Annotated in this window: 27 protein-coding genes; 15 read left to right on the top strand and 12 right to left on the bottom strand. The window is 40.1% G+C overall.

Annotation, left to right across the window (positions count from 1 at the left end):
- Positions 1 to 2 precede the first annotated feature (2 nt).
- The 4 genes from MHB79_RS04950 (at position 3) to MHB79_RS04935 (ending at position 3,463) form a co-directional block, all read left to right on the top strand.
- Entirely contained in the window at positions 3 to 878 is an 876-nt protein-coding gene (locus MHB79_RS04950; protein WP_340989182.1) for a helix-turn-helix domain-containing protein, read from the top strand.
- 139 nt (positions 879 to 1,017) lie between these two features.
- Complete coding sequence (locus MHB79_RS04945; RefSeq protein ID WP_137054843.1) at positions 1,018 to 2,124, top strand: ABC transporter ATP-binding protein; 1,107 nt, start codon at positions 1,018 to 1,020, stop codon at positions 2,122 to 2,124.
- Positions 2,125 to 2,355: 231 nt separating this feature from the next.
- Complete coding sequence (locus MHB79_RS04940; protein WP_003210761.1) at positions 2,356 to 2,559, top strand: alpha/beta-type small acid-soluble spore protein; 204 nt, start codon at positions 2,356 to 2,358, stop codon at positions 2,557 to 2,559.
- Between the two features lie 286 nt (positions 2,560 to 2,845).
- Positions 2,846 to 3,463 carry an NAD(P)-dependent oxidoreductase gene (locus MHB79_RS04935; RefSeq protein ID WP_003212493.1) on the top strand — a complete coding sequence of 206 codons (618 nt, stop codon included), beginning with the start codon at positions 2,846 to 2,848 and terminating at the stop codon, positions 3,461 to 3,463.
- A 103-nt stretch (positions 3,464 to 3,566) separates the two neighbouring features.
- Here the strand turns inward: MHB79_RS04935 and MHB79_RS04930 are convergent, their stop codons facing one another.
- Both MHB79_RS04930 and MHB79_RS04925 read right to left on the bottom strand, forming a co-directional pair.
- Positions 3,567 to 5,582, bottom strand: coding sequence for an ABC transporter ATP-binding protein (locus MHB79_RS04930; RefSeq protein WP_212046115.1), 2,016 nt, complete (start codon positions 5,580 to 5,582; stop codon positions 3,567 to 3,569).
- Positions 5,579 to 7,336 carry an ABC transporter ATP-binding protein gene (locus MHB79_RS04925; protein WP_050945409.1) on the bottom strand — a complete coding sequence of 586 codons (1,758 nt, stop codon included), beginning with the start codon at positions 7,334 to 7,336 and terminating at the stop codon, positions 5,579 to 5,581. The genes MHB79_RS04930 and MHB79_RS04925 overlap by 4 nt, the downstream gene beginning before the upstream one ends.
- 557 nt (positions 7,337 to 7,893) lie before the next feature.
- Between MHB79_RS04925 and MHB79_RS04920 the strand changes: the two genes are divergently transcribed.
- A complete protein-coding gene (locus tag MHB79_RS04920; RefSeq protein WP_003210990.1) occupies positions 7,894 to 8,400 on the top strand; it encodes a universal stress protein in 507 nt (168 codons plus the stop codon).
- Positions 8,401 to 8,446: 46 nt separating this feature from the next.
- Here the strand turns inward: MHB79_RS04920 and dat are convergent, their stop codons facing one another.
- Positions 8,447 to 9,304, bottom strand: coding sequence for a D-amino-acid transaminase (dat, locus tag MHB79_RS04915; protein ID WP_050945410.1), 858 nt, complete (start codon positions 9,302 to 9,304; stop codon positions 8,447 to 8,449).
- 296 nt (positions 9,305 to 9,600) lie between these two features.
- Here dat and MHB79_RS04910 point away from each other — a divergent pair, with 296 nt between their 5' ends.
- Positions 9,601 to 10,455 carry a polysaccharide deacetylase family protein gene (locus MHB79_RS04910; protein WP_003211425.1) on the top strand — a complete coding sequence of 285 codons (855 nt, stop codon included), beginning with the start codon at positions 9,601 to 9,603 and terminating at the stop codon, positions 10,453 to 10,455.
- Between the two features lie 40 nt (positions 10,456 to 10,495).
- On the opposite strand, the gene MHB79_RS04905 is transcribed toward MHB79_RS04910, so the two are convergent.
- The 3 genes from MHB79_RS04905 to MHB79_RS04895 form a co-directional block, all read right to left on the bottom strand.
- A complete protein-coding gene (locus MHB79_RS04905) occupies positions 10,496 to 11,227 on the bottom strand; it encodes an NAD-dependent protein deacylase (protein WP_371475034.1) in 732 nt (243 codons plus the stop codon).
- 29 nt (positions 11,228 to 11,256) lie between these two features.
- On the bottom strand, positions 11,257 to 12,345 hold the full coding sequence (locus MHB79_RS04900; RefSeq protein ID WP_050945412.1) for a mechanosensitive ion channel family protein: 1,089 nt from the start codon (positions 12,343 to 12,345) through the stop codon (positions 11,257 to 11,259).
- A 164-nt stretch (positions 12,346 to 12,509) separates the two neighbouring features.
- A complete protein-coding gene (locus MHB79_RS04895; RefSeq protein ID WP_008359843.1) occupies positions 12,510 to 12,611 on the bottom strand; it encodes a YhdX family protein in 102 nt (33 codons plus the stop codon).
- A gap of 307 nt (positions 12,612 to 12,918) precedes the next feature.
- Here MHB79_RS04895 and MHB79_RS04890 point away from each other — a divergent pair, with 307 nt between their 5' ends.
- Genes MHB79_RS04890 through crcB (MHB79_RS04880) form a run of 3 tightly spaced genes read left to right on the top strand, consistent with a single transcriptional unit; the run spans position 12,919 to position 14,402 of the window.
- Positions 12,919 to 13,635 carry a glycerophosphodiester phosphodiesterase gene (locus tag MHB79_RS04890; protein ID WP_050945413.1) on the top strand — a complete coding sequence of 239 codons (717 nt, stop codon included), beginning with the start codon at positions 12,919 to 12,921 and terminating at the stop codon, positions 13,633 to 13,635.
- Positions 13,636 to 13,640: 5 nt separating this feature from the next.
- Positions 13,641 to 14,036 (top strand): fluoride efflux transporter CrcB, encoded by a 396-nt coding sequence (gene crcB, locus MHB79_RS04885; protein ID WP_340989180.1) that lies wholly within the window; start codon positions 13,641 to 13,643, stop codon positions 14,034 to 14,036.
- Positions 14,037 to 14,402, top strand: a complete 366-nt coding sequence (crcB, locus tag MHB79_RS04880) for a fluoride efflux transporter CrcB (RefSeq protein WP_106032302.1) — start codon at positions 14,037 to 14,039, stop codon at positions 14,400 to 14,402.
- On the opposite strand, the gene MHB79_RS04875 is transcribed toward crcB (MHB79_RS04880), so the two are convergent.
- On the bottom strand, positions 14,399 to 14,791 hold the full coding sequence (locus tag MHB79_RS04875; RefSeq protein WP_050945415.1) for a hypothetical protein: 393 nt from the start codon (positions 14,789 to 14,791) through the stop codon (positions 14,399 to 14,401). The genes crcB (MHB79_RS04880) and MHB79_RS04875 overlap by 4 nt on opposite strands.
- An 89-nt stretch (positions 14,792 to 14,880) precedes the next feature.
- The gene (locus MHB79_RS04870; RefSeq protein ID WP_003210868.1) at positions 14,881 to 16,263 is read right to left on the bottom strand and encodes a hemolysin family protein; all 1,383 of its coding nucleotides are present in this window, start codon (positions 16,261 to 16,263) and stop codon (positions 14,881 to 14,883) included.
- Positions 16,264 to 16,597: 334 nt separating this feature from the next.
- Here MHB79_RS04870 and MHB79_RS04865 point away from each other — a divergent pair, with 334 nt between their 5' ends.
- Together MHB79_RS04865 and MHB79_RS04860 are read left to right on the top strand one after the other, a co-directional pair.
- Positions 16,598 to 17,038 (top strand): MerR family transcriptional regulator, encoded by a 441-nt coding sequence (locus MHB79_RS04865; protein ID WP_034620022.1) that lies wholly within the window; start codon positions 16,598 to 16,600, stop codon positions 17,036 to 17,038.
- A gap of 58 nt (positions 17,039 to 17,096) precedes the next feature.
- Positions 17,097 to 18,428, top strand: a complete 1,332-nt coding sequence (locus tag MHB79_RS04860; protein ID WP_034620023.1) for a hemolysin family protein — start codon at positions 17,097 to 17,099, stop codon at positions 18,426 to 18,428.
- A gap of 39 nt (positions 18,429 to 18,467) precedes the next feature.
- On the opposite strand, the gene MHB79_RS04855 is transcribed toward MHB79_RS04860, so the two are convergent.
- Positions 18,468 to 19,070 (bottom strand): lysophospholipid acyltransferase family protein, encoded by a 603-nt coding sequence (locus tag MHB79_RS04855; RefSeq protein ID WP_003212102.1) that lies wholly within the window; start codon positions 19,068 to 19,070, stop codon positions 18,468 to 18,470.
- 372 nt (positions 19,071 to 19,442) lie between these two features.
- Here MHB79_RS04855 and MHB79_RS04850 point away from each other — a divergent pair, with 372 nt between their 5' ends.
- Genes MHB79_RS04850 through MHB79_RS04840 form a run of 3 tightly spaced genes read left to right on the top strand, consistent with a single transcriptional unit; the run spans position 19,443 to position 21,263 of the window.
- On the top strand, positions 19,443 to 19,934 hold the full coding sequence (locus tag MHB79_RS04850) for a sigma-70 family RNA polymerase sigma factor (protein ID WP_003211938.1): 492 nt from the start codon (positions 19,443 to 19,445) through the stop codon (positions 19,932 to 19,934).
- A complete protein-coding gene (locus MHB79_RS04845; protein ID WP_310427223.1) occupies positions 19,927 to 20,985 on the top strand; it encodes an anti-sigma factor in 1,059 nt (352 codons plus the stop codon). Before MHB79_RS04850 ends, MHB79_RS04845 begins: the two co-directional genes overlap by 8 nt.
- The gene (locus MHB79_RS04840) at positions 20,973 to 21,263 is read left to right on the top strand and encodes a hypothetical protein (protein WP_003212420.1); all 291 of its coding nucleotides are present in this window, start codon (positions 20,973 to 20,975) and stop codon (positions 21,261 to 21,263) included. Before MHB79_RS04845 ends, MHB79_RS04840 begins: the two co-directional genes overlap by 13 nt.
- A gap of 135 nt (positions 21,264 to 21,398) precedes the next feature.
- Here MHB79_RS04840 and MHB79_RS04835 read toward each other — a convergent pair whose 3' ends face one another.
- Complete coding sequence (locus tag MHB79_RS04835) at positions 21,399 to 22,232, bottom strand: C40 family peptidase (protein WP_340989176.1); 834 nt, start codon at positions 22,230 to 22,232, stop codon at positions 21,399 to 21,401.
- Positions 22,233 to 22,586: 354 nt separating this feature from the next.
- On the opposite strand from MHB79_RS04835, the gene MHB79_RS04830 reads away from it, so the two are divergent.
- Positions 22,587 to 23,951 (top strand): alkaline phosphatase, encoded by a 1,365-nt coding sequence (locus MHB79_RS04830; protein ID WP_137054848.1) that lies wholly within the window; start codon positions 22,587 to 22,589, stop codon positions 23,949 to 23,951.
- A gap of 46 nt (positions 23,952 to 23,997) precedes the next feature.
- Here MHB79_RS04830 and MHB79_RS04825 read toward each other — a convergent pair whose 3' ends face one another.
- Both MHB79_RS04825 and MHB79_RS04820 read right to left on the bottom strand, forming a co-directional pair.
- On the bottom strand, positions 23,998 to 25,422 hold the full coding sequence (locus MHB79_RS04825) for a SpoVR family protein (RefSeq protein WP_373466169.1): 1,425 nt from the start codon (positions 25,420 to 25,422) through the stop codon (positions 23,998 to 24,000).
- Between the two features lie 67 nt (positions 25,423 to 25,489).
- Positions 25,490 to 26,689 carry a globin domain-containing protein gene (locus MHB79_RS04820; protein ID WP_106029903.1) on the bottom strand — a complete coding sequence of 400 codons (1,200 nt, stop codon included), beginning with the start codon at positions 26,687 to 26,689 and terminating at the stop codon, positions 25,490 to 25,492.

Raw genomic sequence — 26,689 nt, 5'->3', positions numbered from 1 at the left:
CCATGTTAGAAAAATTAAAGCTTGTTTACGGAGAGCATATCATCAGCTCCCCTACAGATGATCATCAAATTCTTTGGTACCAAACAGACGAAGGCGAATTATTTGGAGTAGACAAATCAAAGCTTACAGCTAGAGAAACACTTCTTCTCAATACTTTCCTTACACCAATTGATCTTTCTCACACAAAGCAGACTGAGGATGAACAAAAATGGTACAGCTATCTTTTTGATAACAAACCACTAACTGTTCAGCACCCCGTCCGTGTATATTATTTTAAAATGTCACATCAAGCAGAACAAAGGCAGCAAATAAAAGAGGCTGTGGTCCACAGCCTCGAACAAACTCATTTCATTTGGACAGGCGCTCATACAGCGATGCTGATTCAAACAAACGCTACATCAGAAAATAGTCAATTAGAGCTGCTATATGATTTGTCTCTAGCCATTACAAGTGACTTTTTAACAGACTCAGTCTTTTTACAAGGACAGTTCCATTTGCCAAATGAACATTTACAGAAGAAATTGTTAAAAGAACAGCAGCTTGTCTTGGGCCATATGCAGCGAGCTAAGCCTAGGTCAGGGATTTGCACAATTTATCAATGTCTACCCTCACTCTTACATTATGATGAATCCGCCCTCTCTCATGCTATTTCAGATGCTTTTAAAGAGGCGGTCCTTGATCGGGACGTTTACCGTACCCTCATGACTTATATGCAATGTAACTTAAATGCATCTAAGGCAGCAAAAGCTTTATATGTTCACAGAAACAGCCTTCAATATCGAATTGATAAATTTATTGAGCGAACAGGAATTGATATACGACATTTTCCAGAAGCATCTGCCGTCTATTTTATGATGAATCTTCTCGACCTTTCATAACATTCAGTGACATGAGCACCCTGCCCAAAAATGAAAATGAGATGTTGTGCACGTTGTCCATTTACAGACGCTTCCCCATTTTATACACTTTATTTACAAGTAAAGCGCTTTCAATAAGTAAATGGGGAGGTTATCATCTATGGCTGAAATGATGCTCAATCAAATTTATAAAGTGTATGATAACAAGGTAACAGCAGTAGACAACTTTAATCTACATATAGAAGATAAAGAATTTGTTGTGTTTGTTGGTCCATCTGGGTGCGGAAAATCAACAACCCTTCGCATGATTGCAGGACTTGAAGAGATTTCACAAGGGGATTTTCTTTTAGACGGAAAACGGATGAATGATGTAGCACCAAAAGACCGGGATATCGCAATGGTTTTCCAAAACTATGCATTATACCCTCACATGAATGTATACGATAATATGGCTTTTGGATTAAAGCTACGGAAGTTCCCGAAAGCAGAAATTGATGAGCGGGTTCGAAATGCCGCTAAAATATTAGGCCTTGAGCAATATTTAGACAGGAAACCAAAAGCACTGTCTGGAGGTCAAAGACAGCGTGTTGCACTTGGGAGAGCAATTGTGCGTGATGCAAAGGTCTTTCTTTTGGATGAGCCGCTTTCTAATTTAGATGCAAAACTCCGCGTTCAAATGCGTGCTGAAATATCTAAGCTTCATCAGCGTCTGCAAACGACATTTATCTATGTCACACATGACCAGACTGAAGCTATGACAATGGCTACTCGTCTTGTTGTAATGAAAGATGGCTTTATTCAGCAGGTTGGAGCGCCGAAGGATGTATATGAAAATCCAGAGAATGTATTTGTAGGTGGATTCATTGGCTCTCCTGCGATGAATTTTTTTACAGGAAAGCTCTCTGACGGTGCCATTGCAGTTGGAAAAACGCATATACGTGTACCAGAAGGAAAGATGAAGGTATTACGCAGCCAAGGTTATATCGGAAAAGATATCATCCTCGGGATCAGACCAGAAGATTTTCATGATGAACCCGTGTTTATTGAAGCATCTGAGGGCACCAAGATCGATGCCAACGTAGAAGTTGCTGAATTAATGGGAGCAGAAACGATGCTTTACTCTTCTCTCAATGGTCAGTCTTTTATTGCACGTGTTGATTCTCGTACCGATGTTCAGGCCGGACAATCTATACCTCTTGCCATCGATATGAACAAAGCCCACTTCTTTGATTCGGATACGGAGCTCCGCATTCGTTCCGCTGAATAAAGAGATATATGCAGTGCCATCACTCATGATTGAGTGATGGCTTTTTTGCATGTTGAACAACATTTACCATGTACTTTTCTCGTATGTTTTTTTCGAAAATCACCATAATACTTAGTACAAAGAAGTTACTGCATTGGGTTTCGCCAAGTGGCAAATGACTTGATCATTTCGCTGGTGCGATTCCAGCAAACCCAACCATAAAAAATCATATACAAAAAGGAGATTCACATCATGGCTAATTCTAATAGTTCAAATCAATTACTAGTTCCTGGAGCAGAGCAAGCAATCGATCAAATGAAATACGAAATCGCTTCTGAATTTGGCGTTAACCTTGGAGCAGAAACTACAGCTCGTGCTAACGGTTCAGTTGGTGGAGAAATCACAAAACGTCTTGTGTCTTACGCTCAACAACACATGGGTGGAACAAAAGCTTAATTTCATATCTGGATCATAGAAGGCACCTCTTAAGGTGTCTTCTTTTTTTGTTATTCCCCCTCACCAATCTCCTTTCCAGCTCATATCATGGAGTAGAAAGGAGCGGATCTTCATGGACATTATTTCCGGTATGAACTTTGAACTTCTACAATTCGTAGGTATCTCTCTATTATGTGAATATGCTCATAGTATTCGGTCCTTTCATCTTTATAAAAAAAGCATCACATAAAAGTTGTACCATTTTGGGTTCTTTTCACTTATAGTATGTAGTGGAGGGATCGAACAGATGAAAATAGCTCTTTTCGGTGCTCATGGACGTGTAGGACAAGCATTTCTTCGTTTCGTTCAAGTAGATGATCGTTACATAGTTCGTTCATTGATTCGGACAAACCGAGAAGAAATGCTTGCGGGTATGTTTCAAGTCACCGGCAATTCAAGAAATCGAGAAGATGTGCTTGAGACGATCAAAGGAGCAGATATTGTTGTGAGCTGTCTATCGACAGATGGTGATGATACATTATCTGTTTCAATGGAACATATCGTACAAGCCATGAAGCAATCAAATACATCAAGAATTATTACAATAGGTACAGCAGGTATTTTAAAGGCAAGGCAGCAGCCGGAACTTTACCGTTTTGAAACAAATGAATCAAGGAGGACCACTTCCCGAGCAGCTAAGGAGCATGCCAAAGCGTTTGAACTCCTTCAATCGACTGATTTAGATTGGACCATTATTTGTCCAACCTATTTACCAGACGGAGAAGTGACACGGTCATATCGCTATGAGAAAGATTTTCTCCCTATAGATGGAAAGAAAATTTCAGTTGAAGATACCGCACACTTTTTATATCAGCAGTTAAATTCGAAGGAATTTGTACATCAACGCGTCGGCATTGCTTACTAATGTCGCATAACGAGTAAAGATCGAGGTCTAAAACGATTTCTCGACTTTTTTATGCAAATAAAAAGAGCCTCATTCATAATGAATAGGCTCTTTTTGTGATTCATCAGCTGTTTGCCACAGCACCTTTTTGCAGTTCGTACATTTGCGCATATAGCCCTTCTTGCTGCATGAGTTGATCATGACTGCCCCGCTCGACAATTTCCCCTTTTTCTAAAACCAAAATCATATCGGCTTTCTTAATGGTGGATAATCGGTGAGCAATGACAAAAGTTGTTCGTCCTTCTTTGACGACATCAAGCGCTCGCTGAATGATCGCTTCTGTTTCTGTATCAATGTTTGCGGTGGCTTCATCTAAAATTAAGATCGCTGGATTGTATGCTAGTGCACGAGCAAATGAAATGAGCTGACGTTCCCCTGAGGAAAGAGTACTTCCCTTTTCAACGACTGGTTCATCAAATCCTTCTGGCAGATGCTTCAATAACTCTACTGCGCCTACTTGTTTTAATGATGCTTCAATCGTTTCTCTTTTAATGTCTTCATTTCCTAAGCTGACATTGGATGCAATCGTTCCGGAAAATAAATACGGGTCTTGAAGAACAATGCCCATTTGTTTCCGCAACGTTTGCCGGGACTGGCGATAAATGCTTTCTCCATCAATGAGAATGTCTCCTTGCTGAATGTCATAAAAACGCAGCAGTAAGTTCATGATCGAGCTTTTCCCAGAACCAGTATGCCCCACAAGTGCAACCGTCTGGCCTTTTTTGGCCTCGAACGTAATGTTCTTTAATACATTTTTCCCTTCATTATAAGCAAAGGTGACATCTTGGAACTGAACGTGTCCTTCCATTTCCTTCTGAACGGGTTCTTCCACTGTTGTTCCTGGCTCATCCAATAATCGGAAAACCCTTTCCGAGGAAACCCGTGCTAATTCCAATCTCGAGAATTGGTTCACAATGCCTGTAATCGGCTGAAATAATCGATTTAAATAATCGACAAACGCATAGAGCACACCAATCGACACAATCCCCGTCGCACTTAAGGACGCACCACCAAAATACCAAATGAGTGCCACATAGGCTAAATTCCGAAGCAGGTTAACTAAGTTATGCGAAAGAAGTGAATTTAAATGGAGCATCTTTCGCTGATATCGAAAGTGATTGTTGTTCAGCTCATCAAATTCCTCTTTCGTCACTTTTTCATGACGAAACGCTTGAATAATGGTCATCCCTTGAATGGCTTCATTTAGCTTGGCATTGATGTCACTAATGATCGAACGAATGCGGTGGTTATACACCGATGCAAACTTTCTGTAGGTCATTGACCATAGGAAAATAATCGGTACCGCCACCAAACAAATGAGTGCCAGCTTCACATTTAATAAAAACATGGCAATATAAATCCCAATCATGTAAATCGCGCTCGTCACAAAATTGGCGAGGACTGTCACATATAAATCACGAATGGTTTCTGTGTCATTGGTAATCCTCGCTACGACCTTTCCAGCAGGTAAATTATCAAAATACCGGATAGGCAGTGTTTGAATATGCTCAAATACATCAACCCTCATTTTTTGAATAATTCGGTTGGCTATTCGCTGTAACAGATAATGCTGCGTATATTGAAAGAAAATCGCAATAACGAGAAGCCCTAGATAAAATAGAACAAGCTGCACCAAACCACTGATTTCCGGCTCATAAAAAGAGAAAATTTCCTCTTTCGATAAACGCTGTACTTGATAGGTCTCGCGCTCGTTTCCATTTTCAATGGTAAGCTGATCTCCCGATATCTTTCGGTTTCCATCAAAACGAATCGGCTCATTCACAAAATAGTAACCGAATCCGACCTGCACCACATTGATTTGTTTTCCGGATTCCATATCACTGTCTAATCGATCGCTTCGTATATAGTTATTTCCCTGGTAATAAACGGTTTTGTCTGTTTTTTCATTGACCTCGACATAAGGCTTTTCTACGCCTAAAATATGATCATCAATCATTTTCTTCCCAATAAATGGTCCTGTCAGTTCAGCACCTACTGCAATGATGAGAAAGATCAAGGCAACAGACAGTACTTTCTTATAAAGGAGTGCGTAGGCAAGGAGTCTTCTTCCTGTTGTCATGCCTCATCCCCTCCTTCCAGCTGGTTTGTCAGCTGCTGACGCAGAAATTGTTCTTTGTACCATCCATCTTGCTGAATAAGCTCTTCGTGAGTTCCCTTTTGGACGATGCGTCCTTCTTCCATGACAAGTATGAGATCTGCATGCTCAACAGCTGATAGACGATGAGTCGTAATAAACGTCGTTTTTCCATGACGATTTTGCCTTAAATTTTCTAAAATAGCGGTTTCTGTTTTTGCATCTACCGCAGAAAGCGAGTCATCCAGTATTAAAATGTCGGGATCTATTAATAAAGCGCGTGCAATGGAAATTCGCTGCTTTTGTCCACCTGACAGCGCCACACCTTTTTCTCCGACCATGGTTTCGAGACCCTCAGGCAAAAGACGTAAATCTTTTTCAAAATAAGCATCTTTGATCGCTTGTGCTAATTCATTTTGTTTTGCGTCTCGATGACCAAAACGCATATTCTCTTCTACACTTTTAGAAAAAAGAATATGATCCTGCGGTACGTATCCGATCCATTGAAATAGCTGATCCAATTCGATCTCTTGGATTGGGACTCCTGATAGCAGGATTTGACCATCACCTGTTGGGTACTGGCGCAGAAGCTGTTTTACGATAGTCGTTTTACCGCTTCCTGTTTTGCCTGTAATTCCGATCGTTTGCCCCTTTCGAATCGTAAAGGACACATCAATTAAATTATCTTTAGGGGAAGTTGGATACCTAAATGTCACGCGATCAAACTGAATATCGCCAGGCTCTTGTAACGTTTTTGGCTGAGAAGCGTCTGTGACATCCGGCTTGTAGCTGAGTGTATGATTCAACCGGTCTAACGACGCATTTCCTCTTTGCATAATATTAATCAACTCGCCGATCGCAAACATTGGCCAGATCATCATCCCAAGATAGACGTTAAAAGCGACAAGCTCACCAATGGTTAAATCACTTTGGAATACAAGATAGGCTCCGTAGCCAATTCCTATTAAGTAGCTGACACCGACAAGTAATTTCACTGTCGGCTCAAACAATGAATCAATGACCGCCACTCTCATATTTTTTTGAAATACATCATCTGTCATTTGGCGAAAGCGTTCGACATCTTGCTTCTCCTGTACAAAAGACCGGATGACCCGGACACCTGCGACCGATTCAAGGACGCGATCATTCATATCACCAAATGCATCTTGAGCAACTGTAAAGCGATCATGAATTTTGCTGCCATAATACGCAATCAAAAGCGCCATCAGCGGCATAGGGATAATCGCCATTAAAGTTAATTTCCAGCTAATCGTCAGACCCATCGTAAAAAAGATCATCAGCATATAAGCAGTGGAATCCACCAATGTCAGAACGCCAAAGCCTGTCGTTAAAGCTACAGCATTCAAATCGTTTGTACCTAATGCCATTAAGTTACCAGTTTTTTTCTTTTCATAAAAGGTGGGTGTCATCTTGAGTAAGTGGCGCATGAGTTTCCCGCGCATTACACGCTCCATGACATTTGCGCCGCCAAATAACTGATACATCCAAAAATATGTCAGTGTATAGACGACGACACCTAGCAAGCAAAAAATGGCTACATAAAACATCATACTAGATGTTGTAAATTGACCAGAACGAATGTCATCCACTGCCTGCCCAAGGTATCTTGGTGGCAGCATTTCAAGCACATTCACAATGAGCAGGAGCGTAATGGCGATCGTATAACGCCTCCACTCTTGTTTGAAGAACCAGCCTAATTTTGTAAATACTGAAAACATGTTTGTCTCTCCTTTTAAAGCTAGCCGCTTTCTAGATTTTCTTGGCTGTCACCTTGAATTATTTTTTTGGTTTTTGTCATTTGTCTTGTTTTTGGCATGTTCACATGCTTTCACTCCTCTTCATTTACTTGTTGATCTCCATCCCTTTATTTCGAAATGCGAAATGAATACAACAAAAAAAGAGGCAACCAGCAATCTGGTACGCCTCTTTTCGTCATGTAAAAAGGCGCATGTTGACAAATACGCAACATACGCCTTGATTCATCCGATCAATTGGAACATACGAGTCCCTTTTCAATGACCAATGAAGGTGTAATTGTCACGTGAATCAACCCATTCATGCAGTTTGATTTCATTCTTCCAATGTTGCACATGACATTTCCTCCTTTTGGCTCTTGAATCTTTTTTTATCTTATAGTGGCTGTCACCATTTTGTCAATAAATATTTTTCAATAAATGAAATTTTCTAACAAAAAGTTCACCACCTTCATGTGTATCTTTTTCAGATAACGGGTATACCATGAGTGTAAAGACTCCTTTTGAAAGGAATGAGGACATTGTTTCAAGCTGATCGGATGGTCGTTGCGTTTGATGGACATGAAGACAGTAAGAAAGCATTAAAAAAGGCAATCGCTTTAGCCAAAACCTTGAATGCCAAGCTGACCGTTGCCTATGCACATGATGGCAAATCAAGCAGACAGGTGTTTGATGCACCGCGCCCAATGACTGGCGGAGCTTATATCGGCGGCGGCATGGCAGACCTTCAAACACCCCCTGTGTATGTACCTCATGATGAACAGCAAAGTCCCTTGATTTTTGAAGATCATACAGAAGAGGTCGTTGCAGAAGCAAGAATGCTTTTAAATGAGGAGCAGTTTGAAGCTGCGATTGAAATTGTTGAGGGGGAACCAGCGGAAGCGATTATCGAATATGCTGAAGACATATCAGCAGACCTCATCGTCATGGGAGCACGTGACCAAAGCAGATTGAAAAAAATGCTCTTTGGCAGTGTAAGTGAAAAGTTATCATCAAAATCAGATATACCTGTGCTTATTGTAAAATAAAAGAATCACAAAAGGCTGTAAACATTCGTTTACAGCCTCTTTTTATTTATGAAGAAATCGATGCTTCACTTTCCTGTTTAATTTTTTGCTGGAAGCCTTCCTGTACACGCTTTGTTAACTCTCCTGGAACGCCTTCACCTACTGGCTGACCATCAATTTCAACAATCGGAATGACTTCAGCCGTCGTCGAGCTGATGAAAATTTCCTGCGCGCGCAGCAGCTCTTCTTTACTTATACGCGTTTCTCCAACACTGCATCCCTCTTCTTCACATACTTCAAGAAGCTTTCTACGGGTAATACCGTTTAGAATAAAATTGTTTGCGGGATGTGTGCGAATCACGCCATCAATGACGGCATATACATTCGAGGAAGTACCCTCTGTCACAAAACCGTCTCTAATCAGAATGGCTTCAAACGCACCAGCTTCAGATGCTTTCTGTTTTTCCATGACGTTATATAAAAGATTTAAGCTTTTAATATCACATCTTAACCAGCGAAGGTCCTCAGATAATATAGCCTTTGCACCAGCTGTCTGCTCATGAACAGGCTTTTTCACCTGGAACGTATATGCTGTGATTTGAGGAGTGAGAGAATTGCCATATTGATGTTTACGAGGTGCGACGCCCCGTGTGACTTGAATATACACACCGCCATCTGTTAATTGGTTATGGGCGACGAGCTGTTTTAACTTTTCTTCCATATCTGATACTGCACCTTGAAGATGAATGCCGATTTCTTTTGCACTCTTGAACAAACGCTCTGTATGCTCTTTTAATGTAAACAAATTCCCATTGTATACACGGATGACCTCATAGACACCGTCACCAAATTGATAGCCTCTGTCTTCAATATCCACATGAGCATCCTTTTTTTCAATGAAATCGTCATTATACAATACTTTCATACGGAATCTCCCCTTCGCTTCGCATTAATGGTTGAATCTGATGCTATCTTAGCGGATAAATGGGTATGTTTCAATGATTATTCAGAATTATTTTACATCATGATAAATGGTCAACTTTCTATTGTAACAAAGATAGACTCATAACCAAAAAGATTCCAATTTTTTAGCATCTTCTATATTCATAGGCTCTTTTTTCCTGTATACTTACTCCATATAAACACGACAAAAAACAGTGAAAAAAGACAGAATCTACTACATGATTCGACAAAAATTTTTGATTTATTGGAGCGATTGTAATGCAACGGGTTACGAAAAAACAGACACCTTCAAACACGATGCTGCTCTCAAAGGCGATTGGTTTAGTGATTCTGTCACTGATCCTCTTTTTTATTTGGGATATATCTAAAACCAACATGCAGGCAGCAGACCAGCCGGCTAAAATGTCTGCGAGCAGTCAATTCCGAGACACAAGCACAAGTCTGAAAGCAAAAGATGATTCTACGAAAACATTAGATGCACATTTTAAGATCAACCCAAACAAACACGTAACGGATCAAACGATCTTTTTAACCTTTGATGATGGTCCGTCAGCGACATCAAACCAGCTTTTAGATGTGCTTAAGGCACATCAAGTAAAGGCCACATTCTTCATGCTTGGACCACAGATCAAAGAACATCCGGCAGCTGTGAAAAGACTTCATCAAGAAGGTCATCAGTTAGGGCTTCATGGGATCACACACGATGTGAAACGCTTTTATCAAAAAAGTGATTCTCCCGTCAATGAGATGAAGGAAGATCAGCGCATTTTGGCTTCTGTCACAGGAGAGTATACACACCTTGTGAGAACACCTTATGGCAGCGCCCCAAATTTAACCGATCAGCAAAAAGCACGTTTAAAACAAAAAGGCTTTATCTACTGGGATTGGACAATTGACAGTCTTGACTGGAAATATAAAAGCTCAAAATATGTACCAGAAGTATTGAATCAGCTGCAAGTGCTAGAGACAAAACATCCAAAGGAACCAAAGATCATCTTAATGCACGATCAGCCAGCGACAGCAAAATACTTAAACAGTTTGCTCACACAGCTAAAAGCAAAGGGCTATACATTTGAAGTCCTAGATGAAACAATGGAGCCGCTGCAGCAATAAAGAAAAACCCGCACCTATTGGATGCGGGTTTTTTGATGATTTATAAAGCTTTCACGAGATCACCAATTCGCTCATGAAAGACAAGATCAAACAGTGGATCGTATTCTGTTTCACTCAAATTCATCATCACCTTGAAGATGGAAGGATTTTGAGCCGCATCTTCAGGAATATACCTTGCTGGCGCTACTTCTAGGGAGGTTCCCATGACGAGCAGAAGGTCCGCTTGCTGAAGTGATTTCTCTACTTGATCAAAATGTTTAACCCTGTCTCCAAAAAGGACAACATCTGTTTTCAGCACTTGCCCACATGTCCGTCCGTCTGAGGAAACCTTTAGACATACAGGCACTTCTTCTTGTAATAAATAAGGCAATTCATATGTCGCTTGGCATGATGGACAAGTAGCTGTTTGAATGGAGCCGTGAAGTTCATATACATGCTGGCTTCCTGCTTTTTTATGCAGGCCATCAATATTTTGGGTAAAAATCTCTACAAGTTTTCCTTGTTTCTCAAGGCTTGCTAAGAAGGTATGCCCGCTATTCGGCTCGTACTCCCCGCTCATTTTCATCTGAAACAATTCCTTGAATTTCGGCCAGAATTGATAAGGGTTTGATAAAAAGTAGGAGCGGCTCATCGCTTCCATGCGAGCGGTGTCTTCAGTCCATAAGCCGCCCGTTGATCTAAAATCGGGAATACCTGATTCCGTGCTCATCCCCGCACCTGAAAGCACCATTATATGTGAAGCCTGCGTTAATTTCTCTCTTAGCACTGCCACCTTTGTTTGATCCACGCATCCTTCCTCCTTTATTCACTCAGCTGTTTTTCACCTTTTTGTTTCATGTAAATGGTCTGTCCAGGGAAGGCAAATTCTACACCTTCTTCATGGAAGATATCCATAATACGGTAGTTAATGTCCTGTTTGATATTCAGGTTTTCAGCCCAGGCCGTCGTGTTTGTGTAAAAGTTAAAAAATAAATTCAAATAACTGTCTGCCAGTACATCGAGATTCACCATGATTGTCTCCTTGTGCACCCCATCATGCTCATAAAGCATTTGTTTGAGACGTTTGATACAATGGTCCAGATTTTCCTTTGGTGTATTGTAGGATACGCGTACGGAAAACGTAATTTGGCGTTTATTCATTCTCGTCCAGTTCGTGATTGGTTCCTTTGAAAGCGTAGAATTCGGAACTGTCACGACAGCTTCAGCAGGTGTTCTAAATTTTGTACTTCGAAATGTAATGTCCTCGACAGTCCCAAGAACACTTGGCGTCTCCACAAAGTCGCCCATTGTAAAAGGCTTCTCTGTAATGATGACGACCCCTCCAAAAAAGTTCGCCACCGTATCCTGTGCAGCAAGCGCAAAGGCTAGACCCCCTAGACCAAGACCTGCCACAAGTCCATTTACATCATAATTAAATTCCTGTGCAATGACACTAATACTTAGTGCAATAATAATGAAACGAAGCACCTTTGATAAAAAGGGCGCTAAAATATCATCCATTTCTAATTCAAATTTCGAATTTACTTTTTGAAATAAGAAAGAAGAAGCTGCTGTTAGATTACAAAGCCCCCATGTCAGCATCAATATAATGGAGGATCTATATAATTTGACGATGACATCCATATGATGCTCAAAGTATGGTGCCTGTCTTAACGCAAAATATAACCCAAGTGCAACAAAAAACAGTCTGGCTGGCTTTTCGAATGCCACAACGATTTGGTTAATGACCTCCGTTTTAGACCGATTGGTCAGCCTAAAGAGAAGATGAAATAAGTACTTCGTAAATACTTTCCGAAGCAATAAAAAAAGCAATAAAATACAAAGGCTAATACCGATTTGGATCGCAACATCTACTGTAAAATATGTATCCATCCATTTTTGTGTAATCATGTTTGTCTCTCTCCTTTAAAACAATCCTCTCTAGTTTATAATATAACCTTCGTTTATGTCCTCTCATAAATGTCTGACCTCTAAATAAAAAGCCTCGGGATCAGTCCCGAGGCATGATGTTCAATTATGAAATTTTGGCTAGAGACATATCGACGGGCAGCAAACTACTTTTTCTTCTGAGCCTGATCAAGGAGAGTCGCTTTAAACATTTCAGCATCCGTTTCGACCTTAATACGTTCTTCCACTCTAATTCTCCCTTTACCCAATCATCTCGCCTCCTTTTCATCATTATAAAACATCAGAATTTTCAGTCAACATGACGAAAGCACTAATATTTTGGCGAACGCTGACGATTTGGACAAAATTGATCGAAGAAAAAATTGATGTACTTCAGATTTACTCAATCATGGCTTGGGATATTCCTGCAACTTTTTACATTTGTATTCTCATACTTTCTTAGCAATCCGATTCACCATTACATACAGCTCTTCTTTCGTCCATATAGTAAAGAAGGAAAAACGGTAAAGCATTTGATATGATAAGACCAGAACTTAAGTCAGGGAGCTGGAGCATGTGTATATTATTGCGCATAGAGGGTCATCAAGCGCTGCCCCAGAAAATACAATTGCTGCATTTGATTTAGCTGTTCAGCAGGGTGCAGATTATATTGAATTAGATGTACAGCTCACATTGGACCAGCACGTCGTTGTAATCCATGATGATACAGTTGACCGAACGACGAACGGGAACGGCTTAGTCAAAAGCTATACACTCGATCAGTTGAAAAAACTGGACGCAGGAAGCTGGTTTGACCAACAGTACACAAATGAACGAATTCCAACATTACACGAAATTCTTGAAAGATACAGCCAGCGGATCGGGATATTGATCGAGATCAAACACCCAAAACGGCAGATAGGAATTGAAAAGGCAGTTGCCCGCATCGTCAATCGGTTTGCCTATTCTCGTCATATCATGATTCAATCTTTTGACGATCATGCACTGCAAAGAATCAAAGCTTTCGCCCCTTCTCTTCGAACAGCTTTGATTATAAAGCCTAATGCATTTAAACTGACGAAAAGAAAGTTAACGGCATACAGCTCGTTTGCAAATTGTCTTAATATGAAAAAAACGATGATCAATAGATGGTGGATAGACCGCATCCACACATTCGGGATGGATGTGTTTATATGGACTGTGAAAGATCAAAAAACAGCCGATCGGATTAAAAAATATCCCGTTGATGGTGTGGTGACGGATCACCCGCTATTTTTTCTAAAGGAGAAATGATGTAAATGAAAGCGTATCTTGCCGTATTTATTGGTGGACTGATTGGGACACTTTGCAGATATGAACTAAGCCAATCGATTGTCAGCCAAACATTCCCCTATGCAACGCTAATCGAAAACGTGACAGGCAGTCTGCTTCTTGGTTTTTCAACAGGATATTTTATGTTCCAAAAGAGAAAAAAATATCTTACCGCTTTGATCGGAACAGGATTTTGCGGAGGTTTTACGACAATGTCCACTTTTTCTAAAGAAACGATTCTTTTATTACAGACCGGGCAATTCACTTCAAGTGTGATCTACATCCTGCTCTCAGTCATTGCAGGAGTAGCGGCTGCCTTATGTGGACTAATGCTAGCTCAACGACTCTTTCATCAAAATAAGCAGCAGAGAGGAGGCAGATAAATGATCGTTTTATATACAGCTATTGCCGGCGGGATTGGCAGCGCCCTTCGTTTTTTCATTAGCCAATCGATACATAAAACTAAGTCTCATGCTCGTTTCCCGTACAGTATTATTCTCATCAACTTATTAGGTGCTGCCGGTTTAGGTATACTGACAGGTGCCGTGACTGCTAATCATCCGCTGCTTGTGATCATTGGAACAGGTTTTTTCGGTGGCTTTACAACATTCTCTACGTTTAGTGTAGAGTCTGCGACCATGCTACAGCAGCGGCAAATCGGAAAACTTGCTGTCTACTTATTGACGACAATCATCGGGTCTTTCTGTCTCTTTACTGCGTTCTATCAAATAGGACAACACCTTTTTTAAATATTGGTGATCGCAGCTAAGCTAATGAGCAATTGATCCATAAGCTGGCGCTTCATTAAAAAGAGGGTTTTTTCACTGTAGCCGATTTCCATCGCACACTTGGCCATCCGCCAATCTCGAAAGTATTTGTAATCGATGAGCTGCTTCTCTATCTCATCCAACTCTTTTAGTGCTGTTTCAATACAAGCAACGATGAGTTCATACTGATTTTTTTGCTCTTCTAACTTCTTCCGTGTCATGTGATCCAAATGATGCGTACTTCTTTTTTCAAGCTGTCTTTCGATATTTAAAATCGCTGCCTGGTAATTTTTAAAATTCTTCAAATGAAACTCAATTCGTTTCATTGAGGTTTTTTTCTCCGTGATACTGGCTGTTTCATACCAAAGCATATCCATCCCCCTCTATCGAACGTTTGTTCTCATTATAACCCGAACGAGCATTCGTAAAAAGAGACTAAATACCTAAAAAAACCTTGAGCTTATTTTTCGCTCAAGGTCATTTCATTTACTAACAGCGGCTCTTTTATATCAAGCCCTGTGCGTGTATTTCCTTTTTCTGATGATGTGACGCCTTTCTTTAGGTCGATCTTTTTCACATAGCGTCCATCCATCTCCAAGACCTTCATCCGAATATCATCAAGATAAATGGATTGTCCTTCTCGAATATCAATGTTCTCATTTAAGATTAACCCGCCTATTGTATCAATTTCTTCATCATGATATGACATTTCGATCAAATCTTGAACTTCATCTAATCTGACTTTGCCATCTAAAACATAATGATGATCGGCTCTTTTTTGAATAACCGGCTGCTCATCTTCATCGAATTCATCTCGAATATCGCCAACAATCTCTTCTAAAATATCTTCTGTTGTGACAAGTCCAGACGTTCCGCCATATTCGTCGGTTAAAATCGCCATATGCATTCGATCGCGCTGCATCTTGACAAGAAGCTCTTGAATAGGAATCGTGTCAATGACTTCAATCACTGGATATATATAATCTTGAATCTTCAGTTGATCTTTTTCTCCTTGATACACAAGATCTGCAAAGAGCTGCTTTTTGTTCAGCATGCCGATGACATGGTCTTTATCTCCTGAAAACACAGGAAAGCGTGTATACTTCTCCTGCGTCATGATGGAGAGGATTTCATCCAGCGGCATATCTTCTGGAATGGCACAAATTTCTCTCCGCGGGACCATGATTTCTCTGGCAATTCGATTATCAAAGTCGAAAATTTTGTTCATATAATTATATTCTGATGGGTTGATTTCCCCATTTTTTAAGCTCTCAGATAATAAAATCTTTAATTCCTCTTCAGAATGGGATTGTTCTTTTTCAGACCCCATATCGATGCCCATCATTTTGGTTAGAACACGGGCTGACCCGTTTAACACATAAATGAAAGGGAACATTAGGATATAAAATGCATGCAGCGGGCCTGACAGCCAGAGCGTCATTTTTTCCGCCTTTTGAATCGCCAGTGTTTTTGGTGCAAGCTCACCGACGACTACATGCAAAAAGGTAATAATAGAGAACGCAAGTGTTGCTGAGATCAGGCTGATTGCTGAATCAGGAATGTTTGTCAAACCGAAACCTCGAACCAAAAGTTCTTTTACAGCTGGCTTACCAATCCACCCTAAACCAAGGGATGTCACTGTAATACCGAGCTGACAGGCTGACAAATATTCATCCAGCCTTGATGTCACCTTTTTCGCCACGATGGCCTTTTTAGACCCTTCGGCAACAAGCTGATCAATTCTTGAGCTTCTTGCCTTTACTATGGCAAATTCAGATGCAACAAAGAAAGCTGTTAAAGCAATCAAAACACCGACTATACTCAGATTAACAATATCGTCCATTTAACCTTGCTCTTTCTTAGAAGAACAAGGAGTCACCTCCTGATTGATGATGTTATGTTTTGCAAAACGGTTAACTGATTAAATAAGACTATATTGAGGGCCCCACTTAACCACCTCCGGTTCACGTATAAATCCGCTTCTCTACATATATATGAAACGGTCTTCATTTTATCTTACCATAAATAATCTGAAAATTCCTGTATCACTATGTTAAATTTGACAGGACAATTTAGACTGAGAAATCCCTTTCTCCTCTTCATATCGGCAGGAAATATGAACAATTAACTTGTATTTCAGGCTAGAATTATATTAAACTATTTTCATAAACTATAACGTGACGGTTAGGAGGAGATGTTCAGATGGGGCTGAGAAAAAGTATCGTATTGGTGAACTAGCACAGATTGCACAGGTGACGAAACGTACTGTAGATTATTATACAAATCTAGGGTTGCTTGCGCCTGTTAGATCTTGCTCAAATTATCGTTATTACGATGAACATGCTTTAAAACGATTACAATTAATCGTTCTTTGCAAACAGCAGAGATTGGCTCTTTCTGACATCAAATCCAGATTAGATGAACAATTCCCTTCTCAAAAGGAAGATCCTGATGAACTTGTCCATTTAACATCTGATATCGATCGGATGAACGAGCATATGGACCGCATTTTGGTACGTTGTAAGCAGCTTCAACCAGAACAACGTGAAAAATTAAAAGAGCAGCTTACACCTGAGAAGATGACGGCTGTCCAATCATTTTTACTGCTGTTAAGTTAAAATTTTTACTAAACAGGAGGTGTTACCTTCGTTCTCAAAGTCAGAACGAAGGCCTTAATTGGACATAGTTAATTTACTTATAGTTGCTTTGCTTATAGCTTTAACCGCATTTTTCGTTGCATCAGAGTTTGCGATCATTCGCTTAAGAAGCTCAAGAATTGATCAGTTAATCGCAGAAGGTAATAAAACAGCAGTTGCTGTCAAGCATGTCACGACTCACCTTGATGAGTATCTGTCGGCCTGTCAGCTCGGTATTACCATTACCGCCCTTGGTATTGGTTGGTTAGGGGAAGAAACAATTGCGCACATGCTTGCTCCACTATTTGTAGAGCTGTCCATTCCTCAATCAGCTAGTTCTATTGTCACTTTTATTATTGCGTTTAGTATTATGACGTTTTTACACGTTGTGGTTGGAGAACTTGCACCAAAAACACTCGCCATTCAAAAGGCGGAGCAAGTATCTCTTCTTTTTGCTAGACCGCTCATGATTTTTTACAAAGTGATGTTCCCGTTTATCTGGGTATTAAATGGATCTGCTCGTTTGTTAACAAAAGCGTTCGGTCTTCAGCAAGTTTCTGAGCATGACATGGCGCACTCTGAAGAAGAATTGCGGATTATTTTATCAGAGAGCTATAAAAGCGGCGAAATTAACCAGTCTGAATTCAAATATGTAAATAAAATTTTTGAATTTGATGACCGTCTGGCGAAAGAAATTATGATTCCTCGTACCGAAGTTGTCAGCTTCCCTCATGATATTACCATTGAGGAAATGCTGAAGGTGACCAAGGTAGAGAAATATACACGTTATCCAATTGAAGATGGCGATAAAGATAATATGATTGGTGTTCTGAACATTAAAGAGGTTCTTACTGCCTGCATTAGCGGTGAGTGTTCTACAAGTGATACGATCGAAAAGTTTGTCAATCCAATTATTCATGTGATTGAAACCGTTCCTGTACATGATTTATTGCTCAAAATGCAGCGTGAACGTGTACACATGGCGATTTTATCAGATGAATACGGCGGTACAGCTGGTCTTGTGACTGTAGAAGACATCCTTGAAGAAATCGTCGGTGAAATTCGTGATGAATTCGATATGGATGAAATCAACGAAGTGCGTAAACTTGGAGAAGACCATTACATCTTTGATGGAAAGGTTCTAGTGGACCAAGTCAACCTGCTCTTAGGTACGCAGCTTGATAACGAAGAAGTCGATACGATCGGCGGCTGGTTCCTTACTCAGAAATATGAAGTTGAGAAAAATGACACCATTCGTGAGCAAGGCTATGAATTTATCATTAATGAAGTCGATGGACACCATGTGGTATATATCGAGGTCAAAAAGTTAAATGAACAATTAGCAGAAGCCGCTGAAGAAGGCGCTTCTTAAGAAAAAAACGACCCTTGCCAAAGCAAGCGGTCGTTTTTCTTATGCCTTTTCCATTAATTGAGCTTCAAGTTCTTTAATTCTCGTGTTTAATACTTCCGTCATGGCACCTAATCGTTCTTTTGGCGGCAGATGCTCAAATTCTGACTGCTCAATCGGTTCACCAATAATTAAGCGCATTTTCCCCTTTTTGAAAAGACTTTTCGCATTGGACGGTCCTTTGTACGCTGCTGGAACGATTGGTGCTTTACCGAGCTGTGCAATAGTAACCGCACCTCTTTTTAAAGGTACATCCTCTGTTGTACGTGTTCCGCTTGGAAAAATCCCGACGATCTTTCCCTCTTTTAATAATTTAATGGGCGTTTTAATACTGCTTGGCCCAGGATTCTCTCGATCAACTGGAAAGGCATGAATCTTCTTTAAAAATCCACCGATCCATTTGTTTGCAAACAATTCTTTTTTCGCCATGTAGTGGATCTCAAACGGAAGAATTCCTGCGCCTAATGCAAGAACATCCACAAAACCCTCATGTGTACATGCAATGACAAATCCCCGATCCGTTGGCAGATTCTCTTTTTGATATACTTTGATTCCGCCTCGGAGAGTAAATACTACTTTAATGGTATAGCCTGAAAATTTATACATAGTGCACTTCCTTTGTTTGAAGAATGAAGGATTTGTTTCTATTATAACAAATTTTTTATTACCTGGTACTAAAATTTTCATGAAACAGCCAAACCATCACATCATTTTTCTTTCTAAATCATCGTTCTTTCTGTATTCAGGTCTATGGTTTTAGGAGAGAATAGAAGAGGAATTGTGTCCAATTTTGTCTTTTTTTAAGGTTTTTTCCTGATTTGTTCTATTGAAAATGCTTTATAAATGACGCAAATTTCGCTATGATAAGGAGAAATGATTTTGATTCGGCGAAAGAAATGAGTATTGTACGGTATTGAGAAGTTTCGTGCAACTTTATGCCTTTCTTATGCGTGTATAACATAGAGGGGAGAAAAATCAGTGACGATCGATGAAATTTATCAAATGTATATGAACGATGTTTACAGGTTTCTGCTCTCCATGACAAAAGACAAACATTTGGCAGAAGACTTATTGCAGGAAACCTTTATGCGTGCTTATATACATATTCATTCCTACGACCATAGCAAAGTGAAACCTTGGTTATTTCAGGTGGCACGAAATGCTTTTATTGATTATGTCAGGAAACATAAAAAAGAAGTGACCATATCGGATGATCTTATTGGCGGCCTTTTACAAACGTCTGTACAAAGCCCTGCTGAACAGGTTGAAATAAAAGAAGTCCTCAACATGTATTTGGAACAGCTTCCAGATAACTACAAGGAAGCGTTGACATTGTATTATTTAAAAGAACTGAATTACAAGGAAGCATCCAAGGTCATGAATATTACTGAAGCAAATTTTAAAAGTGTTTTATTTCGTGCAAGGCAGCGCCTAAAAGCACTTTACAACAGAGGTGTTAATGATGAATGAAGAGTTTAACAAGCGATGGGAACAATATAATAATGGTGAGATGAACGAGGAAGAAATGATAGCGTTTGAAGAAGAGCTTGAAGAAAACGAAAAACGCTTAAGTCAGGAACTGAACGACTCGGATTGGACCGATTTTTCCATCAGTCCTGAAAAGCAAAAAGCCATCTTGCAATACGGAAAAAGAAAGTCTTATTTACGTATTTCTGTACTTGCTGTCATCTCTACACTTATTATTTTACCGCTTTGTACATTAGGAAGTTATCTATACTACGGCGTTGGCGGAGCAGAGAGCAAAGGGAATCACTTCATGGAAACAGCCGCTGTAACAGTCGCTTTGACGAAACCAAACGTGGCGATTGATATGAAGGATTTAAAAGGCCAAGTCAAGCTTTTTGGAATGAACACCGAATTGAAGCTGCAAAAACAAATTGGCAATAAAACAGAAGCCATTGGCAGTGAGCAAATCGAGATGTTTTTCGATAAATTAAAGCAGCCTACCATCTCATATTATGGTGACAGCGCACGCGATACGGAGGATTTCTTTACCCATCCTTCTACTCAGGCAGATGCATCAAAAAAACAAACACTCACTACTTTAGACAAGCTTCCTGAAGGAACAGTCAGTGAAGTGTATGTTTCCTATGACAAAGCGTATACACCAAAGGACGTTTATTCCTTTGCTAAAAAATATGATATGAAAGTGCTCTGGAATGCGATTAAAACAGAGGATTCATTAAGCGAGAATCAGCGGCCAATTGGCTTTCCTGGGAAAGACTCTGAATTCTTAAAAGAGCTTCAGCACACATCAAAAACAGAGGTAGATCAATTTAAAGATGCCCTTACTTATGTCAATCAGCACCCAACCTGGGCAAAAACGATCTCTGGCAGATCTGAACTGGATCTGTCAAACCGCATACGCTATATCAATCAAAATGGTGTCACGATTTATGGCTCTGTGATCACAGGTCCTTCGAAAGAAATCGAGAAATTCGTGAAGACAAAACGCATTAAAACGGCAAAAGTGAGCGAGGTGGAATTATGGAATTGGTAAGAATTTTTAAAGAGCATAATGTATTTGGCTGGATTTCTGTCGGTACAGCGATATTATCTCTGCTCATGCTGAACCTCGCCATTATCAGTAATGTGACATTTTATTCTTTTCAGATGCTTCCTTTTGCAATGGCCGCAGTTCCATTTGGCATTATTGAACTGTTCATTAAAAAAGGCCGTACGGGCCCTGGGTTCCTTGGTGTCGTTCTGAATATCTTTGTCATTCTTTGTGTCTATGCCATCGTATCGATCGATGTCGATCTTCAATTAGGCTTTTAAGCCGTTCTCAAAATGAAAAGCCCGAGTTACTTGACTAATGCCAAGTCGCACGGGCTTTTTTGAATATCGATTTATGTTCTTAAGTCTACAGCGCAAATAAAAAAGACTGCTTCATCAGCAGTCTCTTAAAATAAATTAGTTTACAAAAGCTTTCGCTCCAAGGTAAATCGGCTTCCAGTAGCTTGAATTCATATCACTGATCGTCACACCATCGGAAGCAGCATGAATAAACTTGTTGTTCCCAATGTAGACACCCATGTGAGACGGACCCGATTTATATGTTGTAAAGAACACAAAATCGCCAACCTTTGGAGAAGATACGCTTTTCATTGATCCCCAAAAACCTTCAGTTGTTTGTCTCGAAATCTTTTTTTGTTTGTTAATGATATACCACATAAACCCGCTGCAATCAAAGCCCTTTGGTGTCGTTCCACCCCATCTATATGGTGTGCCATTGTGCGCTTTAGCATCCGATACAAGCTTAGACGTGTTTAAAGAAGAAGCAGAAACTGTTTTTTCTTTAACAGGTGTTGTCTTCACTTTTTTAGACGATTTTTTGACCTTTAGCTTTTGCCCAATTTTGATCAGGTTTGTTTTGAGTTTATTTAACGATTTCAGCTCTTTTACAGTCATGCCGTACTTTTTGCCGATTTTAGATAATGTATCACCTTTCACAACTTTATGAGTGGCTGTGGCTGACGCCGCTTTTACTTTTGTTGTTGTTTTGGATGTTTTCGTTGTTTTTTTTGCGGCAGTACCATTTACTTTTAACGTTTGTCCAACATAAATCGTGTTAGATTTCAGCTTATTGTCTGATTTAATCTTGCTCACGCTTGTCTTATATTTTTTCGCTAGAACAGAAAGAGAGTCACCTTTTTGAACTTTTACTGATTGTGCTGAGGCAGCTCCGGCAAATAATGTCGTCCCAAGTAAAACTGCACTTGCAGCTGTGATCAATTGTTTTTTCATTTGTTCCTCCTGTATGTATCTATCGAGATCCGAATTTTTATCTACTTACTATTATAAGGATCAAATACCAGAAGAAATAGTCTTGACTTCCTACGACATTATGCTTATTAATTCGGCAAAATTTATTTTTTTTTAGGGTTCTTTATATTTCATTTTCATTACACAATCATGACAAAATAAACGCATCTTGTCATGGATAAATGATACATTCATTTCTCTTTTTGGCTCATTCTATGTAAAGTGGACCTTTACAATTTTAAAGGGAACTTTACGATCCTGTAAATGGGAATCTACAATTCTGCTCTACCATTGTAAACGTAAGGGCGATACATAAACATTGAGGAGGCAAAATGAATGAGTGTGTTGAAAAGCTCGAAAACGAAAATCGCTGCAGTGGCGGCAGCATCTGTGCTATCGATTGGCATTTTTTCAGGAATTGAATTTGGACAGGCTGACAAGGCAGAGGCTAAAAAGAAGCCAAAAAATGACGTACAAAATGTGATCGTGCTGATCGGGGATGGCATGGGAACACCGTATCTTTCAACTTACCGTTCATTTAAGCACAACGGAGACCTTTCAAAGCAAACAGCGTTTGACCCTTACCTTACTGGCATGCATAAAACATACCCTAACGACTCGAAAAGCAATATCACTGATTCTGCCGCAGCTGGTACAGCTATGGCAACTGGTAAAAAGACATACAACAATGCCATTGGTGTAAACAAAAACGGCAAAAAATTAAAAACCGTTTTAGAAGAAGCCAAACGCAAAGGAAAATCGACGGGTCTTGTCGTGACCTCTGAATTAACAAATGCCACCCCTGCTGCGTATGCGGCTCACGATGTATCGAGAAAAAACACAGCAGCCATCGCTGATGATTTCTTCGATGAAAAAATCGGTAAACAGCATACAGTCGATGTCATGCTTGGCGGAGGTCTCGTCGATTTTGTCCGAAAGGATCGTGATTTAACGAAGGAATTTAAGCAAGCCGGATATGATTATGTCACCAATAAAGATGCCTTACAAAAAAACAAAAACCAAAAGGTGTTAGGCATTTTTGCTGATGGCGGTCTTGATAAAGCGATTGATCGTGATAAAAAGACCCCTTCCCTGCAAGACATGACATCCTCAGCCATTAAACAGCTGTCTAAAAACAAAAATGGATTTTTCCTTATGGTCGAAGGCAGTCAAATTGACTGGGCAGGACATGATCATGATATTGTGAGTGCCATGAGTGAAATGAAGGATTTTGAAAAAGCATTTGAAGAAGCGATTCGTTTTGCAAAAAAGGATAAAAATACGTTAGTCATCACCACTGCCGATCATTCAACTGGCGGACTTTCCTTTGGGGCAGACGGCTCAGGTAGCTGGGATTACAAACCGGTAAAAGCAGCGAAAAAGACCCCAGATTTTATCGCAAACAAAATCGTCAGTGGCATGCCTGTTGAATCAGCGCTGAAACAATATATCGATCTTGATTTCACAACAGAAGAAATGGCCTCTATTCAAAAGGCCGCTGAAACAAAGGATACTGTTAAAATTGATGATGCGATTGAAGAAGTGATCAACGTGAGATCACATACAGGCTGGACCACATCAGGTCATACGGGCGATGAAGTGCCATTCTTTGCGTATGGCCCAACAAGCCAAAAGCTAAAAGGTCTGATGGAAAACACCGATCAAGCAAAACACATTTTCAAGCTGCTGAAAAACCAATAAAACTGACAAAAAAGATGTCTGCTAAGAGACATCTTTTTTTGTTTTTTTATGCGAGATATTTTCTATGAACTCCTTTTCCATCATACGAAAACATGACTTCTTTTCCTTCAAGAATGGATTCGATATGCACACTTCTTCCCCATAGCTGATGCAAATATGGGAGTACTTTTTCTAAGTATTTCAGATCTAGTTCAATGCCCTCATACCAATGTTTAATATAGAGTTCATTGTTTTTTAAATAGTCGCCATCCATCACGGTCAAATAAGGAAAGCCGCCATTGACCCTCATGCTGACTAGCTGATCACGAACAGCCTTCCATTCTTTATCGATGACTTTATAATCTCTCCCTTGTTTTTGAAACAAGTACAAATCTTCTCTCATCACAAGGTCTTTTGTTAAGTAATTTCGAATGAAGGAAATATCTGATTCAATCTCCCTTACTTCAAACATTTTGCTGCGGCCCGATCCTTCTGTCACCCCTGCTTTTTTTAATTCTTCACATGGGTTGTCATAGCGCTCTTCGATATCTTCAAAAATCTTCAAACCTAAATAGTAAGGATTGATGCCTGTTTTTGACGGCTGCACCACGCCAGCATTTAATTTGGCAAACTCAATCGATTCATTTGAATCCAAATCAAGCTCTCGCATTATCCGCTGATGCCAATACGATGCCCAGCCTTCATTCATAATCTTTGTTTCTAGCTGAGGCCAAAAATAGAGCATTTCCTCCCTCAGCATCGTGAGGACGTCGCGCTGCCACGGCTCTAACTCCCGGGAGTGCGCCTCAATAAAGAGTAAAATATCTTTTTCCGGCTTTGGAGGAAATGGCTTGGCGATTTTCTTTTTCTCACGTATTTTCGGCTCATCCATTCCCCACAAATCATCATACGGCGTCTGACGCTTTGGTTGGTCATCTTCATATTCTTCTTCATCGCCGATATTCCAGCTTAGTTTTGAACGAACAAGAGACGGATCAATATGCTCCTGAAGAGCCAATACGGCGTCTAAAAAGGATTCAACTTCTTTTGTTCCATGAAGATGCTCATATTCTTTGATCCGCTCTGCCGCAGCTGACATGCTTTCTACCATGTCTCGTTTTGTGTTTTGGAAACGGCAATTATTTTTGAAGAAATCACAGTGTGCCAGTACATGAGCCACAATTAATTTATTTTGAACAAGCGTGTTGTTATCAAGTAGAAAGGCGTAGCAAGGATTTGAATTGATGACCAGCTCATAAATTTTGCTTAATCCTAAATCATAATGAAGCTTCATTTTATGAAATTGTTTCCCGAAGCTCCAGTGGCTGAATCGTGTTGGCATTCCGTATGCACCGAACGTATAAATTATTTCCGCGGGACAGATTTCATACCTCATCGGATAAAAATCTAGACCAAATCCTTCTGCAATTTCTGTAATTTCATCAATGGCTCTTTGTAAAAGACGTTTTTCTGATACGCTCAAGGAAACCATCCCTCCTCATCGGACTTATCCCTACTATATGAGCGTATCTAAAAAAACATGATGTTCCGCCATTCGTTTAGACGACTTCCATTTCTTTTGTGGATTGCCCGCCGAATGACTCGAAATGTATATTCTGTTCTGGAATTCCCAGCTCTTTTAGTATATAAATCATCTCCTGTGTAAACACCGGGGATCCGCATAGATAAAATTGGCCTTTCCCTTCTCCAACCACTGATTGAAGAAATGGACGGTCAATGCGGGAAGCTGCCTTTTCAACAAGCTCACCCTTACCAGACTTCGCAAATTGTTCATTACATAAGATGATGCGGCCATGCGGAGCTGATGCTAGAACGCTTTCAAATTCATTTTCAAAAGCGGTGACATCCTCTAATCGATCTGCATGAATCATTGTAAATGGATGGCTGTTTTGCGCTGCTGTTTTCAATAAACCGATCATTGGCGTGACTCCAGAACCAGCACTAATGAAATAAACAGGCTCTTTTGTGGCTTCTTGCAAGCAGAACATTCCCTGCGGCATACTCACTTGAAGAACGTCTCCTTCTTCCATTTCATCATGCAAAAATGTAGACACATGACCATCGCGCTTCACTGTGATGCGGTAATAAGATGGATGATGGTGATCTGATAAGCTGTATTGTCTGCTACACATATAAGCCTCACCTGGCATATCTGCCTGAACCGTAATATATTGACCTGCTTCAAACATTGGCAGCTCTGATTCATCTTCTGGTACTAAGTAAAAGGAGATCAGCGCTGGAGATTCCTGTACCTTTTTCTTTATCACAAATGGCTTCACATCTGCCCATCCACCTGGTTGCTTTACATTCACCTCCATCATTTCTGCTTCAATCGTGATAAAAATATTTGCAATGATGTCATATGCGGCCTTCCAAGCTAAAAGCGTGTCATCTTTTTCCGTTAAACCAAACACTTCTTTCATCGCTTCAATTAGGTAATATCCGACGATTGGATATTGCTCTTTTTTGACCATCACACTGACATGCTTATGGGCAATCTGTTTGACCGCAGGAAGTAATTCTTCTAATCGATCGATGTGCAGTGCAGCTTGGTATAGTGTCGCAGCAAGCGCCTCTGGCTGACTTCCGTTCATGAGGTTTGTTTGATTAAATTGATTGAGTAGCTCTGGATGCTGACGAATCATATTTTGATAAAAAACAGTCACAAGGTTGGTTCCCTCGCCTTTTAATAGAGGGGCTGATTGTTTAATAGCATTCATTTGATCTATAGATAACAT

Origin of the sequence: Bacillus sp. FSL M7-0558, assembly GCF_038003245.1 — a bacterium.
In the GTDB taxonomy this organism is placed as follows: domain Bacteria; phylum Bacillota; class Bacilli; order Bacillales; family Bacillaceae; genus Bacillus; species Bacillus pumilus.
This window is presented reverse-complemented; position numbering and strand designations above follow the sequence as displayed.